Genomic DNA, 13,690 nt, shown 5'->3' with positions numbered 1-13,690 from the left:
TCCCCGGTAGGCGCGGGCTTGCCCGCGAAGAGGCGGGCACAGATGACCCATCACCCGTTATGCAACCGATCCCGCTTGGCCAGGGTAGGGAACAGTTTTATCCACACCCCGGTCACCACCAAGGTGCCCACCCCGCCCAGCACCACCGCCGGCACTGTACCAAACCAGTGCGCGGTCACCCCCGATTCGAACTCACCGAGCTGGTTCGAGGCACCGATGAACAAGCCGTTCACTGCGCTCACCCGCCCACGCATTTCATCCGGTGTCTCCAGCTGCACGAACGAACTGCGAATGACCATGCTGATCATGTCTGCCGCACCCAGTACCACCAGTACCGCCAGCGAGAACCAGAAGGAGGTCGACAGGCCGAAGGCGATGGTCGCCACGCCGAACACGCCGACCGCAGTGAACATCGTCCGCCCGACGTTGCGCTGGAACGGGAAGCGCGCCAGCCAGAGCGACATCAGCAACGCACCCACCGCTGGCGCCGAGCGCAACAAGCCAAGGCCCATCGGGCCGGTCAGCAGGATGTCCTTGGCAAATACCGGCAGCAACGCGGTGGCCCCACCCAGCAATACTGCGAACAGGTCGAGCGAGATGGCGCCGAGGATGTCGGGCCGGCTGCGAATGAAGCGGATGCCAGCAAGCAGCGATTCGATGCTGGCGCGCCCGCGCTGGGCGACCTGGCCACGCGCCTGCAGGCTCAGGGTCAGCACGCAGGCAATGGCGTACAAGGCCACCGTCGGGCCATACACCCACATGCTGCCAAAGGCATACAGGAAACCGCCCACCGCCGGCGCCACGATGGTCGCCGACTGGGTGGCCGAAGCCGACGCCGCCACTGCCCGCGGGAACAGCCCGGCCGGTACCACATTGGGCAACAGCGCCTGGGTTGCCGGCATTTCGAACGAGCGGCTGGCGCCGAGCAGGAAGGCCAGGGCAAAGATCAGTTCGCGGGTGACGTTGTCGGTGGCACTGCCCACCGCCAGCGCCAGGGCAATCAGGCCCTGAAGGCTCTGGCACAGGGCGGCGACCTTGCGCCTGTCATAGCGGTCGGCGACATGGCCGGTGTGCAACATGAACAGCACCCGTGGGGCGAACTCGACCAGGCCGACCAGGCCTAGGTCCAGTACGTTGCCGGTCAATTGGTAGAGGTGCCAGCCGATGGCCACGGTGAGCATCTGGAAGCCGCTGGCGGTGAACACGCGGGCCAGCCAGAAGGCCAGAAAAGGACGATGTTGACGCAACAACTGCGGTGCGGAATCGGACATCGGAAACCAGGGGCCTCGGCGCAGTAGAGGGGGGCGCAGCGTATCATCTGTTTGTAACAAACAGTTACTGTTTGCACGGGTCGGCACTTTTCTACTGTTAATTAAAGAGGGTGAGGCAACAGGTCACGCGGCAATCCACCACACGGCCCACCGGGCCATTCGGGACTATGCTTCCTAGCATTCATTGATCTGGGTCAATCGTTCCAGATCAATGAAATGGCCGTCTGGCCGGAATCCCTGCGATCGAACAGAACAATTCCAACACGCCGTACTCGACCCAGTGGGGGCAGTGGGCGACTGGGGCCACAAGCCCGGACGCCGGATTATCTGAAGAGGAAGCACCATGTTCGGAATAGAGGCCTTAGAGCTCGCCCGAATGCAGTTTGCCTTTACCGTGTCGTTCCACATCCTGTTCCCGGCCATCACCATTGGCCTGGCGAGCTACCTGGCAGTCCTTGAAGGCCTCTGGCTGCGGACCCACAACCAGGTCTACCGTGACCTCTATCACTTCTGGTCGAAGATCTTCGCCGTCAACTTCGGCATGGGCGTGGTCTCCGGCCTGGTCATGGCCTACCAGTTCGGCACCAACTGGAGCCGCTTCTCCGACTTTGCCGGCGCCGTTACCGGCCCGCTGCTCACCTATGAAGTACTGACTGCGTTCTTCCTCGAGGCCGGCTTCCTGGGCGTCATGCTGTTTGGCTGGAATCGCGTCGGCCGTGGTCTGCACTTCTTCTCCACAGTCATGGTTGCGCTCGGTACATTGGTATCGACCTTCTGGATTCTCGCCTCGAACAGCTGGATGCAAACCCCGCAAGGTCACGAGATCATCGATGGTCGGGTGGTGCCGGTGGACTGGTTTGCGGTGGTGTTCAACCCCTCGTTCCCCTACCGCCTGATGCACATGGCCACTGCCGCGTTCGTTTCCACCGCGTTCTTCGTCGGTGCCTCGGCGGCCTGGCACCTGCTGCGCGGGCGTGACAACCCGGCCGTTCGCAAGATGCTGTCGATGGCCATGTGGATGGCACTGATCGTCGCCCCGATTCAGGCAGTGATCGGCGATTTCCACGGCCTCAATACACTCAAGCACCAGCCGGTAAAAATTGCCGCGATCGAAGGCCATTGGGAGAACGTGCCCGGTGAGCCGACTCCACTGATCCTGTTCGGCATTCCCGATATGAAGGCCGAGACTACCCGGTTCAAGATCGAGATCCCGGCGCTCGGCAGCCTGATCCTGACCCACAGCCTGGACAAGCAGGTGCCGGCGATGAAGGAGTTTCCGCCCGAGGACCGGCCTAACTCGACCATCGTATTCTGGTCGTTCCGGATCATGGTCGGGCTTGGTTTCCTGATGATCTTCGTCGGCCTGTGGAGCCTGTGGTTGCGCAAACGCGGCACGCTGTACAGTTCGCGACCGTTCTTGTATGTGGCGCTGTGGATGGGCCCATCCGGGCTGGTCGCGCTACTGGCCGGTTGGTTCACCACCGAAATTGGCCGCCAGCCTTGGGTGGTGTACGGCCTGATGCGCACGGCGGACGGTGTTTCCAACCACAGTTACGCCCAGCTCGGCTTCACCCTTGTGGCGTTCGTGGTGGTGTACTTCGCCCTGTTTGGCACCGGCCTTGGCTACATGATGCGTCTGGTGCGCAAAGGGCCGCAGACCGGCGAGGGTGACGAGCACACACCGGGAGGCCCAGGCCAGAAACGCACGCCGGCACGGCCTTTGTCCGCCGCCGATGATGGCCGCGAGGCCACCTCTGCCAGCCTGAACGAGGGGAACTGAACCATGGGTATCGACCTTCCACTGATCTGGGCCGTGATCATCATCTTCGGCGTCATGATGTACGTGGTGATGGACGGATTCGACCTGGGAATCGGTATGCTCTTCCCCTTCGTCAAGGGCGAGCAGGACCGTGATGTAATGATGAACACTGTCGCGCCTGTATGGGACGGCAACGAAACCTGGTTGATCCTGGGCGGTGCCGGACTGTTCGGGGCCTTCCCGATGGCCTATGCCGTGGTCCTCGAGGCCCTGTACCTGCCCCTGATCCTGATGCTGATCGGCCTGATTTTCCGGGGCGTGGCCTTCGAGTTCCGCTTCAAGGCCAAGGCCGACAAGCGGCACATCTGGGACAAGGCTTTCATCTGGGGTTCGCTGATCGCCACCTTCTTCCAGGGCGTGGCACTGGGCGCGTTCCTGGAGGGTTTCAAGGTGGTCGACCGGCATTTTGCCGGTGGCACCCTGGACTGGCTGACCCCGTTCAGCCTGTTCTGCGGGCTGGGGTTGATCGTGGCCTACACCCTGCTGGGTTGTACCTGGCTGATCATGAAGACCGAGGGGCCGCTGCAACAGAAAATGCACGATATGGCCCGGCCGCTGGCGCTGGTGCTGCTGGTGGTGATCGGTATCGTCAGCCTTTGGACGCCAATCGCCTACCCGCAGATTGCCGACCGCTGGTTCAGCATGCCCAACCTGATTTGGTTCATGCCGGTACCGCTGCTGGTGCTGGTGACGTTCTACGGGTTGCTCAAAGCGGTGGCGCGCAACGCGCACTACACGCCGTTCCTGCTCACTCTGGTACTGATCTTCCTTGGCTACAGCGGCTTGGGAATCAGCCTGTGGCCTAACATCATCCCGCCGTCGATCTCGATCTGGGATGCCGCAGCGCCACCGCAAAGCCAGGGCTTCATGCTGGTGGGTACCCTGTTCATCCTGCCGTTTATCCTCATGTATACCTTCTGGAGCTACTACGTGTTCCGCGGCAAGGTGACCCACGAAGACGGCTATCACTAGGAGGGCCGCATGATGACTGGCAAGCATGGCTTGGAAGAAAAGAAACCGCTGTGGCAGCGACTGGGTTGGCTGTTGCTGATCTGGGCGATGAGCGTGGCAGCGCTGGGTGTGGCGGCCTGGGTGATGCGGCTGTTCATGGGGGCGGCGGGATTGACCACACATTGATAAAGAGCGGCAGCGGGCTTGCCCGCGAAGCAGGCAACGCGCTAGATGGCACCGGCGTTGCCGGTGTTCGCGGGCAAGCCCGCTCCTACTTGCGGGCTTTCAGGATTACGAACTTGGGCGTAGCCGCCACCTGCTCAACGCCGCGGAACAACCGCGCCAGCTTGCTGTGATAGCCCAGGTGCCGGTTACCCACGATATACAGCGCCCCGCCTACCACCAGCGCTTCACGCGCCTGCTGGAACATGCGCCAGGCCAGGAAATCACCGACCACCTGCTGTTGGTGGAACGGCGGGTTGCACAGCACCACGTCCAGCGACTGTTTCTCCAGCCCGGCCAGGCCATCGGCCGCGACGAAGATCGCCGGGCGCTCGCCCAACGCGGACTGCCAGTTCTCCTGTGCTGATTGCACCGCCATGTACGACTCGTCGACCAGGGTGTACTCGGCGTCCGGGTTGGCCAGGGCGCTGGCGATCGCGAGTACGCCATTGCCGCAGCCCAGGTCTGCCACCCGTGCACGGCCGAGGTCGCGTGGCAGATGAGGGAGGAATGCCCGGGTACCAATATCCAGGCCTTCACGGCAGAACACGTTGGCGTGGTTGACCAATTCCAGTGCCGGCACGTCGAGGCGGTAGCAGCTAGGGTAGGGGGACTTGGCGTGCGGCCGCTCGGCAACCGTTGCTGTCAGCAAGCGGGCCTTTTTCAGCGCCAGCGAAGCCTGTACGGGGCCGATGTACTTCTCCATCAGGTCGCCGGCCGCCCGTGGCAGGTGCTTGATCATCGCCCCGGCAATCACCTGCGCACCGGGGGCCAGCTGGCCTTGCAGGCGGATCAGTTGTTCTTCGAGCAGGGCCAGGGTCTTGGGTACACGCACCAGCACCCGGTCGAACGGGCCTTGCCAGTGTTGGCTGGCTGGTACGAACGGGACACTGTCGAATGGCAGGCCATTGCGCGCCAGGTTTTTTTCCAGGGCCAGGTGCCCCAGGTGCGAGTCACCGCTGCTGACCACCTGCAGCTGGCCCGCCAGGCTGGCGGCCAGGGCACCAAAGCTGTCATTGAGCACCAGTACCCGGCAATTGGCGTCAGGTGCCTGATCGTGTAACTGCGCAAGCAGGTACTCGTCGGCGGCATCGAAAGCCTGCAGCGGGTCGTTGGCCTGCTCCGGCTGGCGGATCAGGTCGAGTTCGGCGTAGGGGGTGGTCAACAGGGGCATGGCGTCTGGCTCGGGTACGAAACTGCCCGCTGCGGTTCGCGCCGGGCTTTGCCGGACGATTCTACAGGGCTTTGCCCAAGGTCGCAGGTTTGAAGGTCAGATCCAGCCACGCAAGGCGGCAATGGCGATGGCTCCGGCTTTGTTGGCTGCATTGGTCTTGGTGATCACGCTGCGGATATGGAAGTTGACCGTGCTTTGCGACAGCGAGAGGATGCAGGCAACATCGGCAGCGGTCTTGCCGGCGGCAGACCATTTCAGCACTTCCAGTTCACGCTCGCTCATTTTCGGTTGCGGTGGGCACAGCGCGTTCAGGTGGTGCTCGCCCAGTACCGCGTGAAGGGTGTGGCACAGCCACTGCACACTACCTGCTTTGTCGTACAGCTCGAACACATCAATGTGGCCGATTGGTCGAGCGACACTGATCTGGCTTTCGTTGTGCTGCTGATCGTGAAGCGACTGTGTCCAGCCGTGGCGCAAGCCATGCTGGCAGGCCATTTCGCGAAATTGCGGGGCTTCCTTGTACAGTTCATCGGTCCAAAGCACTGGTGTCGTGGAGCTGTGGCTCAGGTTCGCTGCCGGGTCCTGCTTGTAGAAGTCGTCGCGCTGGTAGCGCTCGATCCACTCACTTGGGTAGTTGCTGTAGAGGTACAGCTTTGGCGTTTGCGTAGCGATCTGAATGCGGATGTTCAGCCCAAGGTAATCCATGTCCAGGTCCCGAGCCAGATGGACTGCGATGTCGAATAGCTTTTGTGGGCTGCGTTCGCTGACGAATGCATGAAGATGTTCAGGTTTCCAGTGATACATCTGAAGCACTCCTTGATGCGCGCAGAATCCAATCCGTTTGAGTACCCGGAAGATTGTAGGAAAAGACCTACCATCCTGTTGGGAATTTTTTGTTATAGCGATCAGGAATTTCTGCGACTTTGGCCCGATTGCACTTCATGAGGCCCTACAAAGCGGTGGTTTTTATCCTGGCCACTTTAGGCGACACTGTGCACACGCCAACCCTGGAGCCCGATATGACCGCTAGCGCCGAAAAGTTCACCCGCCAGACACTGCTCGATGTTCAGCCACTGACGCCGAACCTCTTCAGCCTGCGGGTTACGCGCGATGCGGGGTTCCGCTTCCGTTCCGGCCAATTCGCCCGGCTAGGTGTGACCAAGGCCGATGGTAGCGTGGTGTGGCGCGCCTATTCCATGGTCAGCGCGCCCCATGACGAGTATCTGGATTTCTTTTCCATCGTGGTGCCAGGTGGTGAGTTCACCAGTGAGCTGAGCCGTTTGGGGGCAGGCGATACGTTGCTGATCGACCGCCAGGCGTTCGGTTTCCTCACCCTCGACCGCTTCGTCGGTGGTCGTGACCTGTGGCTGCTGGCTACCGGTACCGGCATTGCGCCCTTTATGTCGATCCTGCAGGACTTCGAAGCCTGGGAGCGCTTCGACAGCATCAAGCTGGTGTATTCAGTGCGCGAAGCCAAGGAGCTGGCCTATGTGGATGAAATTGCCGGGCTGGAACAGCGCGATTATCTGGCTGAGTACGCGGGCAAGTTGCAGTTCATTCCCGTGGTGACCCGTGAACAGCACCCGGGTGCGTTGAATCAGCGCATTACCACGTTGATCGACAATGGCGAGCTGGAGAAGGCGGCGGGGCTTGAACTGTCACCAGAGCATTCGCGGGTGATGCTCTGCGGTAACCCGGAAATGATCGACGAAACCCGCAAGGTCCTCAAGGCGCGAGACCTGCAACTGAGCCTGAGCAAGCGGCCCGGGCAGGTAGCAGTCGAGAACTACTGGTAAGACTACTGGGGCCGTTGTGAGGGCGGGCATGCCCGCCCCCACAACGGCCCCGGCAACTTCAAGGCAAGCGGTTCTGGTTCTGCGTCTTGAGCAAATCGCGGATCTCGGTCAGCAGTGTCTCTTCAGCCGAAGGCACAGGCGGCGTAGTCGGCGCCACGGCTTCTTCACGCTTGAGCTTGTTGATTGCTTTCACGCCCATGAAGATGGCAAAGGCCACGATCACGAAGTCGATCACGGTCTGGATGAACTTGCCATACGCCAGCATCACGGCTGGCACGTCACCTTCGGCAGCCTTCAGGGTAATGGCCAGGTCGCTGAAGTCCACGCCACCGATCAGCAGGCCCAGTGGCGGCATGATCACGTCGCCGACGAAGGACGAGACGATCTTGCCGAAGGCCGCGCCGATGATGATACCGACCGCCATGTCGACGACATTGCCTTTGACTGCGAAAGCCTTGAACTCGTTGAGCATGCCCATGTTTGGTTCCTTGTAACAAAAGGTAAGGTTAAGGCAGTGTAAGCCACTAAAACGCTTCATGCGTTGTGTTCAGGGCTACTGACTGCAGTTAGAACGAATAGTTTTGTCGCATCCCGAGGCGTTCGAGACACGTCCTGCTCGGCTATCATGGCGAATTTTTCCAGGAGACCCCACCCATGGCCAAGGCCAAGCGCTTGTATGGCTGCACCGAATGCGGTGCGACTTTCCCCAAATGGGCCGGCCAGTGCGGCGAATGCGGGGCCTGGAATACCCTGGTCGAAACCATGATCGAAAGCGGCGGCGCTGCTGCACCCAGCAGTGGCCGCGCTGGCTGGACGGGACAGCAGGCGCAGATCAAGACCCTGGCCGAAGTCAGTGTTGAGGAAATCCCGCGTTTCACGACCAACAGCACCGAACTGGACCGCGTGCTGGGCGGCGGCCTGGTGGATGGCTCGGTGGTGCTGATCGGCGGTGACCCCGGCATCGGCAAATCGACCATTTTGCTACAGACCTTGTGCAACATCGCCGTGGGCATGCCGGCACTGTATGTCACAGGGGAGGAGTCGCAGCAGCAGGTGGCCATGCGCTCCCGGCGGCTGGGCCTGCCCCAGGACCAGCTCAAGGTGATGACCGAAACCTGCATCGAGACGATCATTGCCACGGCGCGGGTCGAGAAGCCGCGGGTAATGGTGATCGACTCGATCCAGACCATTTTCACCGAGCAGTTGCAATCGGCCCCGGGCGGCGTGGCTCAGGTGCGCGAAAGCACAGCGTTGCTGGTGCGCTACGCCAAGCAAAGCGGTACGGCAATCTTTCTGGTCGGCCACGTGACCAAGGAAGGCTCGCTGGCTGGCCCGAGGGTGCTGGAGCACATGGTCGACACTGTGCTGTATTTCGAAGGTGAGTCCGATGGCCGTCTGCGCTTGCTGCGGGCGGTCAAGAACCGCTTTGGCGCGGTCAACGAACTGGGCGTGTTCGGCATGACCGATCGTGGCCTCAAGGAGGTATCGAACCCGTCGGCGATCTTCCTCAACCGCACTCAGGAAGAGGTGCCGGGCAGCGTGGTGATGGCAACCTGGGAGGGGACCCGGCCAATGCTGGTCGAGGTGCAGGCGCTGGTCGACGATAGCCATTTGGCCAACCCGCGGCGGGTGACCTTGGGCCTGGATCAGAACCGCCTGGCCATGTTGTTGGCGGTACTCCACCGTCATGGCGGCATCCCGACCCATGACCAGGATGTGTTTCTCAACGTGGTCGGCGGGGTGAAGGTGCTGGAAACGGCTTCGGACCTGGCGCTGCTGGCGGCGGTGATGTCCAGCCTGCGTAACCGGCCACTGGCCCATGGTTTGCTGGTGTTTGGCGAGATTGGCTTGTCGGGCGAGGTACGGCCGGTGCCCAGTGGCCAGGAGCGCTTGAAGGAAGCGGCCAAGCACGGCTTCAAGCGTGCCATCGTACCCAAGGGCAATGCGCCGAAAGAAGCGCCGGCGGGGTTGCAGGTGATTGCCGTTACCCGCCTGGAACAGGCGCTGGATGCGTTGTTCGAATAATGTGCAGGAGCGAGCAAGCTCGCTCCTGCACTCAGTCAGTGCTCGGCAACGGCCGTGCGCCTGACCGTTTCATTGCCATGCTCGTCCAGTTCCAGCATCGGCACTTCGTTACCCTCGGCATCGAACAGCTTGCCATCCTTGAAGTAGTCCCCATCACGCAGCGCGGAAATGTCCGAATACTGGATGGTCCGCTCGTAGGCTGCAGCGAACACTGACTGGTTTTCCGAGTTGCCGGTGGTGAAGTGGTTGAAGATCAGGTTCAGCAGGATGGCCATGATCGCCGCCGAGCTGATGCCGGAGTGGAAGATGGTCTCGAACCAGTTCGGGAAGTGGTGGTAGAAGGTCGGCGCGGCAATCGGGATCATGCCGAAGCCCAGCGAGGCAGCAACGATGATCAGGTTGACGTTGTTCTTGTAGCTGACCTTGGACAGGGTGCGGATACCGCTGGCCGCCACGGTGCCGAACAGCACGATACCGGCGCCGCCCAATACCGGGGTAGGCACGGCAGCAATCACCCGGCCCATGACTGGCAGCAGGCCGAGTACCACCAGAATCACGCCGCCGGTAGCCACCACGTAGCGGCTCTTGACCCCGGTCACCGCCACAAGGCCAACGTTCTGGGCGAACGCGCTCTGGGTGAACGAACCGAAAATCGGCGCCAGGATGCTAGATGCCATGTCGGCGCGCAGGCCGTTGCCCAGGCGCTTGGAGTCCACCTTGGTGTCGATGATCTCACCCACGGCGAGGATATCGGCCGACGTTTCCACCAGGGTCACCATGATCACGATGCACATCGAAAGGATCGCGGCGATGTGGAACTCTGGCATGCCAAAGTGGAACGGCGAGGGGAAGGCGAACATCGGGCCTTCGCTGACCTTGCTGAAATCGGTCATGCCCAATGCCCAGGCGATCAGCGTGCCGACCACCATGGCCAGCAGGATCGACAGGCGTGAGATGGTTGCGTTGCCAAGCTTGCTCAGCAGCAGCACGATGGCGAAGGTCAGCCCGGCCAGGCCGATGTTGGCCATGCTGCCGAACTCCGGCGAGGCGCTGTTGCCACCCATCACCCAGCGTGCGGCAACTGGCATCAGGGTCAGGCCGATGGTGGTGATGACGATGCCGGTCACCAGCGGCGGGAAGAACTTGGTGATGCGCGAGAACACCGGTGTGATCAGAAAGCCGATCAGCGACGCTGCCATGACCGCGCCGAGTACGCCTGGCAGGCCACCGCCCCCCTCGCTGCTCAGAATCGCCCCCATGGTCGCCACACCGGCGAACGACACGCCTTGTACCAGTGGTAACTGGCAACCGAAGAACGGCAGGCCAAGGGTCTGCAACAGGGTGGCCAGGCCACCGGCAAACAGCGAGGCGGCGATCAGCATGCCGATTTCGGCACCATTCAGGCCCGCGGCCTGCCCCAGGATCAGGGGTACTGCGACGATTCCACCATACATGGTCAGCACATGTTGCAGACCATAGGCCAGGTTGGCACCAAGGCCGAGGTTTTCATCCTCGGGTCGCTTGGCGGGAGACGTGCTAGGGGACGTAGTCATGGAGCAGGCTCTCTGTTTATTGTTGTGCCGCTACTGTAGACACTTAGCTCAATTGATTGCTACAAGAATTGTATACAATATTTTGATCGGAGCGCGAACAGATCCGGCCGCAGGGCGTGCTAAAACCCAATGCAGAAGGCGTACCAACTTGGTGGAAGCTGTATTAGAAGGGTGTGTACAAAGCAACGCTACCCAGGCTTAAAGCTGTCTGGGTAGACAAGAAACACTCTGCGGGGAGGCTATTAGCTAGCTAAGAGATTTCATTATTCGATGAGTTCGCGCAGCTCACGCATCATTTCGGTGCTGTCAGCCACGTTCAGTTCCACAAGACGGTGCAAGTGGCTCAGCGAGTCGAGGTCGATGTAGAGGCAGATGAAGCCCAGGCGGTCCGCTTCCTCGTGGCGCAGTTCGACCTGCATCTGCACGCGGGCATCTTTGCCCAGGTGGATGATGGCGTCGAAGTCCTGCGTCAGGTCGGCATCCCAATCTGCCGGGCGTTCTATCAGCAAGCCTTTGAGTGAAAGGTCCAGCAGTTTTGCAGGCCAGCGTTTCAGTCCCTGGTGTAGCTCGGCGGGCGCATCGAAGTCGATGCGTTGAAAGCGGCGGCGTTCGTCGTGATCGCTCATGGCATGGATCCTCAATAGGTCGTCAGGTGTCATCCTGACTATATTTAGAACTGCATGTGCATCAGGTACTGCAATCTGGCCGCAGAGGCTCTAGAACAAAGCAAGTGTGGCAATGCCGCTTGACTGGCCCTAGACTCGGTGGGCGGTCTTTCCAATCCACCAGCTGGAAGCTAACCATGAACAACAATAATAGCCTGCTACGCCATATTCCGTGGCTGGCGCTGGCAGTCATAGGTGCCTGCGCACTGGGTGTGGTTGCCCTGCGTCGCGGCGAGGCGATCAACGCCTTGTGGATCGTGGTCGCGGCGGTGGCCATCTACCTGGTCGCCTATCGTTACTACAGCCTGTTCATCGCCACCAAGGTGATGCAACTCGATCCGCGCCGTGCCACCCCGGCGGTGCTCAACAACGACGGCCTGGACTACGTCCCGACCAACAAACACATTCTTTTCGGTCACCATTTCGCTGCCATCGCCGGTGCAGGCCCTTTGGTCGGGCCGGTACTCGCTGCGCAAATGGGCTACCTGCCCGGCACGCTGTGGCTGATCGCCGGCGTGGTGCTGGCCGGTGCGGTGCAGGACTTCATGGTCCTGTTCATGTCTACCCGCCGCAATGGCCGCTCGCTGGGCGACATGGTGCGCGAGGAGATGGGCAGAATCCCCGGTACCATCGCCCTGTTCGGCTGCTTCCTGATCATGATCATCATCCTTGCGGTGCTGGCGCTGATCGTGGTCAAGGCCCTGGCCGAAAGCCCATGGGGCATGTTCACGGTGATGGCGACCATCCCGATCGCGATGTTCATGGGCATCTACATGCGCTACATCCGTCCGGGCCGTATTGGCGAAATCTCGGTCGTTGGCGTGGTACTGCTGCTGGCCTCCATCTGGCTGGGAGGCGTGATCGCTGCGGATCCGGTGTGGGGCCCGGCGTTCACGTTCACTGGCGTGCAGATCACCTGGATGCTGGTGGGCTACGGTTTTGTCGCCGCCGTGCTGCCGGTGTGGCTGGTACTGGCGCCGCGTGACTATCTGTCGACCTTCCTCAAGATCGGCACGATCCTTGGCCTGGCCATCGGTATCCTGATCATCGCGCCCGAGCTGAAAATGCCGGCGCTGACCCAGTTCACCGACGGCACGGGCCCGGTGTGGAAGGGGGCCCTGTTCCCATTCCTGTTCATCACCATTGCCTGTGGTGCGGTGTCCGGCTTCCACGCGCTGATTTCCTCGGGGACCACGCCGAAGCTGCTGGATAACGAAACCAACGCCCGCTACATCGGCTACGGCGGCATGCTGATGGAATCCTTCGTCGCCATCATGGCCATGGTTGCGGCCTCGGTGATCGAGCCGGGCGTGTACTTTGCCATGAACAGCCCGGCTGCCGTGGTCGGTTCCGATGTTGTGTCGGTAGCGCAGACGGTCAGCAGTTGGGGCTTCCTGATTACACCTGAGCAGCTCGAAGCGGTCGCCCGTGACATTGGCGAGCACACCGTCCTGGCCCGTGCTGGCGGTGCGCCAACCCTGGCGGTCGGTATCGCGCAGATCCTGCACCAGGTGTTGCCAGGTGAAAACACCATGGCCTTCTGGTACCACTTCGCGATCCTGTTCGAGGCGCTGTTCATCCTCACTGCAGTGGACGCCGGTACCCGTGCCGGGCGCTTCATGTTGCAAGACCTGCTGGGCAGCTTCGTGCCGGCGCTCAGACGCACCGATTCGTGGGGGGCCAACCTGCTCGCCACCGCCGGCTGCGTGGCACTCTGGGGCTATCTGCTGTACCAAGGGGTAATCGACCCGCTGGGTGGCATCAACACCCTGTGGCCGCTGTTTGGTATCTCCAACCAGATGCTGGCCGGTATCGCCTTGATGCTCGGTACTGTGGTGTTGATCAAGATGAAGCGTCAGCAATACATCTGGGTCACCCTGCTGCCGGCCGTGTGGCTGTTGATCTGCACCACTGCTGCAGGCCTGATCAAGCTGTTCGACCCGAACCCGGCTGTCGGCTTCCTGGCCCTGGCCAAGAAGTACAGCACTGCGCTGGACGCCGGCCAGGTACTGGCCCCGGCCAAGGACATCGGGCAGATGCAGCACGTGATCTTCAACGCTTACACCAATGCGGGCCTGACGATCTTGTTCCTGCTGGTGGTCTTCAGCATCCTGTTCTTCGCCATCAAGGTCGGCTACGTCGCCCTGGGCCGCAAGGAGCGCAGCGACAAGGAAACCCCGTTCCAGGCACTGCCTGACGCGTAATCGAGAGGAC

General features: G+C 61.4%; 12 protein-coding genes. 6 read left to right on the top strand and 6 right to left on the bottom strand.

The features are described from left to right. Window positions 1-50 precede the first annotated feature (50 nt). The gene (locus tag INQ47_RS21035; protein ID WP_404702503.1) at window positions 51-1,271 is read right to left on the bottom strand and encodes an MFS transporter; all 1,221 of its coding nucleotides are present in this window, start codon (window positions 1,269-1,271) and stop codon (window positions 51-53) included. Window positions 1,272-1,614: 343 nt separating this feature from the next. Here INQ47_RS21035 and INQ47_RS21030 point away from each other — a divergent pair, with 343 nt between their 5' ends. The 3 genes from INQ47_RS21030 to INQ47_RS21020 are packed head-to-tail and all read left to right on the top strand — an operon-like array spanning window position 1,615 to window position 4,227. Next, complete coding sequence (locus INQ47_RS21030) at window positions 1,615-3,051, top strand: cytochrome ubiquinol oxidase subunit I (RefSeq protein WP_021784299.1); 1,437 nt, start codon at window positions 1,615-1,617, stop codon at window positions 3,049-3,051. 3 nt (window positions 3,052-3,054) lie between these two features. Next, on the top strand, window positions 3,055-4,062 hold the full coding sequence (gene cydB, locus INQ47_RS21025) for a cytochrome d ubiquinol oxidase subunit II (protein ID WP_003251612.1): 1,008 nt from the start codon (window positions 3,055-3,057) through the stop codon (window positions 4,060-4,062). Window positions 4,063-4,071: 9 nt separating this feature from the next. Beyond that, window positions 4,072-4,227 (top strand): DUF2474 domain-containing protein, encoded by a 156-nt coding sequence (locus INQ47_RS21020; protein WP_016713451.1) that lies wholly within the window; start codon window positions 4,072-4,074, stop codon window positions 4,225-4,227. An 85-nt stretch (window positions 4,228-4,312) separates the two neighbouring features. Here INQ47_RS21020 and INQ47_RS21015 read toward each other — a convergent pair whose 3' ends face one another. Further along, on the bottom strand, window positions 4,313-5,437 hold the full coding sequence (locus tag INQ47_RS21015) for a methyltransferase (protein ID WP_404702502.1): 1,125 nt from the start codon (window positions 5,435-5,437) through the stop codon (window positions 4,313-4,315). A gap of 96 nt (window positions 5,438-5,533) precedes the next feature. Next, window positions 5,534-6,241, bottom strand: a complete 708-nt coding sequence (locus INQ47_RS21010) for an autoinducer binding domain-containing protein (protein WP_404702501.1) — start codon at window positions 6,239-6,241, stop codon at window positions 5,534-5,536. Window positions 6,242-6,456: 215 nt separating this feature from the next. Between INQ47_RS21010 and INQ47_RS21005 the strand changes: the two genes are divergently transcribed. Further along, entirely contained in the window at window positions 6,457-7,233 is a 777-nt protein-coding gene (locus tag INQ47_RS21005; RefSeq protein ID WP_404702500.1) for a ferredoxin--NADP reductase, read from the top strand. A 58-nt stretch (window positions 7,234-7,291) separates the two neighbouring features. Here INQ47_RS21005 and mscL read toward each other — a convergent pair whose 3' ends face one another. Further along, the gene (gene mscL, locus INQ47_RS21000; protein WP_021784294.1) at window positions 7,292-7,711 is read right to left on the bottom strand and encodes a large-conductance mechanosensitive channel protein MscL; all 420 of its coding nucleotides are present in this window, start codon (window positions 7,709-7,711) and stop codon (window positions 7,292-7,294) included. 176 nt (window positions 7,712-7,887) lie between these two features. Here mscL and radA point away from each other — a divergent pair, with 176 nt between their 5' ends. Beyond that, on the top strand, window positions 7,888-9,258 hold the full coding sequence (gene radA, locus INQ47_RS20995; protein WP_404702499.1) for a DNA repair protein RadA: 1,371 nt from the start codon (window positions 7,888-7,890) through the stop codon (window positions 9,256-9,258). Between the two features lie 35 nt (window positions 9,259-9,293). Here the strand turns inward: radA and INQ47_RS20990 are convergent, their stop codons facing one another. Further along, window positions 9,294-10,811, bottom strand: coding sequence for a nucleobase:cation symporter-2 family protein (locus INQ47_RS20990; protein ID WP_021784293.1), 1,518 nt, complete (start codon window positions 10,809-10,811; stop codon window positions 9,294-9,296). A gap of 263 nt (window positions 10,812-11,074) precedes the next feature. Then, window positions 11,075-11,437 (bottom strand): PilZ domain-containing protein, encoded by a 363-nt coding sequence (locus INQ47_RS20985; RefSeq protein WP_252458454.1) that lies wholly within the window; start codon window positions 11,435-11,437, stop codon window positions 11,075-11,077. 176 nt (window positions 11,438-11,613) lie between these two features. Here INQ47_RS20985 and INQ47_RS20980 point away from each other — a divergent pair, with 176 nt between their 5' ends. Continuing rightward, entirely contained in the window at window positions 11,614-13,680 is a 2,067-nt protein-coding gene (locus INQ47_RS20980; protein WP_392522515.1) for a carbon starvation CstA family protein, read from the top strand. The last annotated feature ends 10 nt before the right edge of the window (window positions 13,681-13,690 follow it).

Source organism: Pseudomonas sp. 3HC3, from assembly GCF_044904505.1.
Taxonomy (GTDB): domain Bacteria; phylum Pseudomonadota; class Gammaproteobacteria; order Pseudomonadales; family Pseudomonadaceae; genus Aquipseudomonas; species Aquipseudomonas putida_Y.
Note: the sequence above shows the minus strand (reverse complement) of the source record. Positions and strands in the feature narration are given on the sequence as shown.

What these genes read in the sequence shown, in the direction of transcription:
- INQ47_RS21035 (WP_404702503.1), bottom strand. Translation starts at nt 1,271, where the DNA reads ATGTCCGATTCCGCACCGCAGTTGTTGCGTCAACATCGTCCTTTTCTG.
- INQ47_RS21030 (WP_021784299.1), top strand. Translation starts at nt 1,615, where the DNA reads ATGTTCGGAATAGAGGCCTTAGAGCTCGCCCGAATGCAGTTTGCCTTT.
- cydB (WP_003251612.1), top strand. Translation starts at nt 3,055, where the DNA reads ATGGGTATCGACCTTCCACTGATCTGGGCCGTGATCATCATCTTCGGC.
- INQ47_RS21020 (WP_016713451.1), top strand. Translation starts at nt 4,072, where the DNA reads ATGATGACTGGCAAGCATGGCTTGGAAGAAAAGAAACCGCTGTGGCAG.
- INQ47_RS21015 (WP_404702502.1), bottom strand. Translation starts at nt 5,437, where the DNA reads ATGCCCCTGTTGACCACCCCCTACGCCGAACTCGACCTGATCCGCCAG.
- INQ47_RS21010 (WP_404702501.1), bottom strand. Translation starts at nt 6,241, where the DNA reads ATGTATCACTGGAAACCTGAACATCTTCATGCATTCGTCAGCGAACGC.
- INQ47_RS21005 (WP_404702500.1), top strand. Translation starts at nt 6,457, where the DNA reads ATGACCGCTAGCGCCGAAAAGTTCACCCGCCAGACACTGCTCGATGTT.
- mscL (WP_021784294.1), bottom strand. Translation starts at nt 7,711, where the DNA reads ATGGGCATGCTCAACGAGTTCAAGGCTTTCGCAGTCAAAGGCAATGTC.
- radA (WP_404702499.1), top strand. Translation starts at nt 7,888, where the DNA reads ATGGCCAAGGCCAAGCGCTTGTATGGCTGCACCGAATGCGGTGCGACT.
- INQ47_RS20990 (WP_021784293.1), bottom strand. Translation starts at nt 10,811, where the DNA reads ATGACTACGTCCCCTAGCACGTCTCCCGCCAAGCGACCCGAGGATGAA.
- INQ47_RS20985 (WP_252458454.1), bottom strand. Translation starts at nt 11,437, where the DNA reads ATGAGCGATCACGACGAACGCCGCCGCTTTCAACGCATCGACTTCGAT.
- INQ47_RS20980 (WP_392522515.1), top strand. Translation starts at nt 11,614, where the DNA reads ATGAACAACAATAATAGCCTGCTACGCCATATTCCGTGGCTGGCGCTG.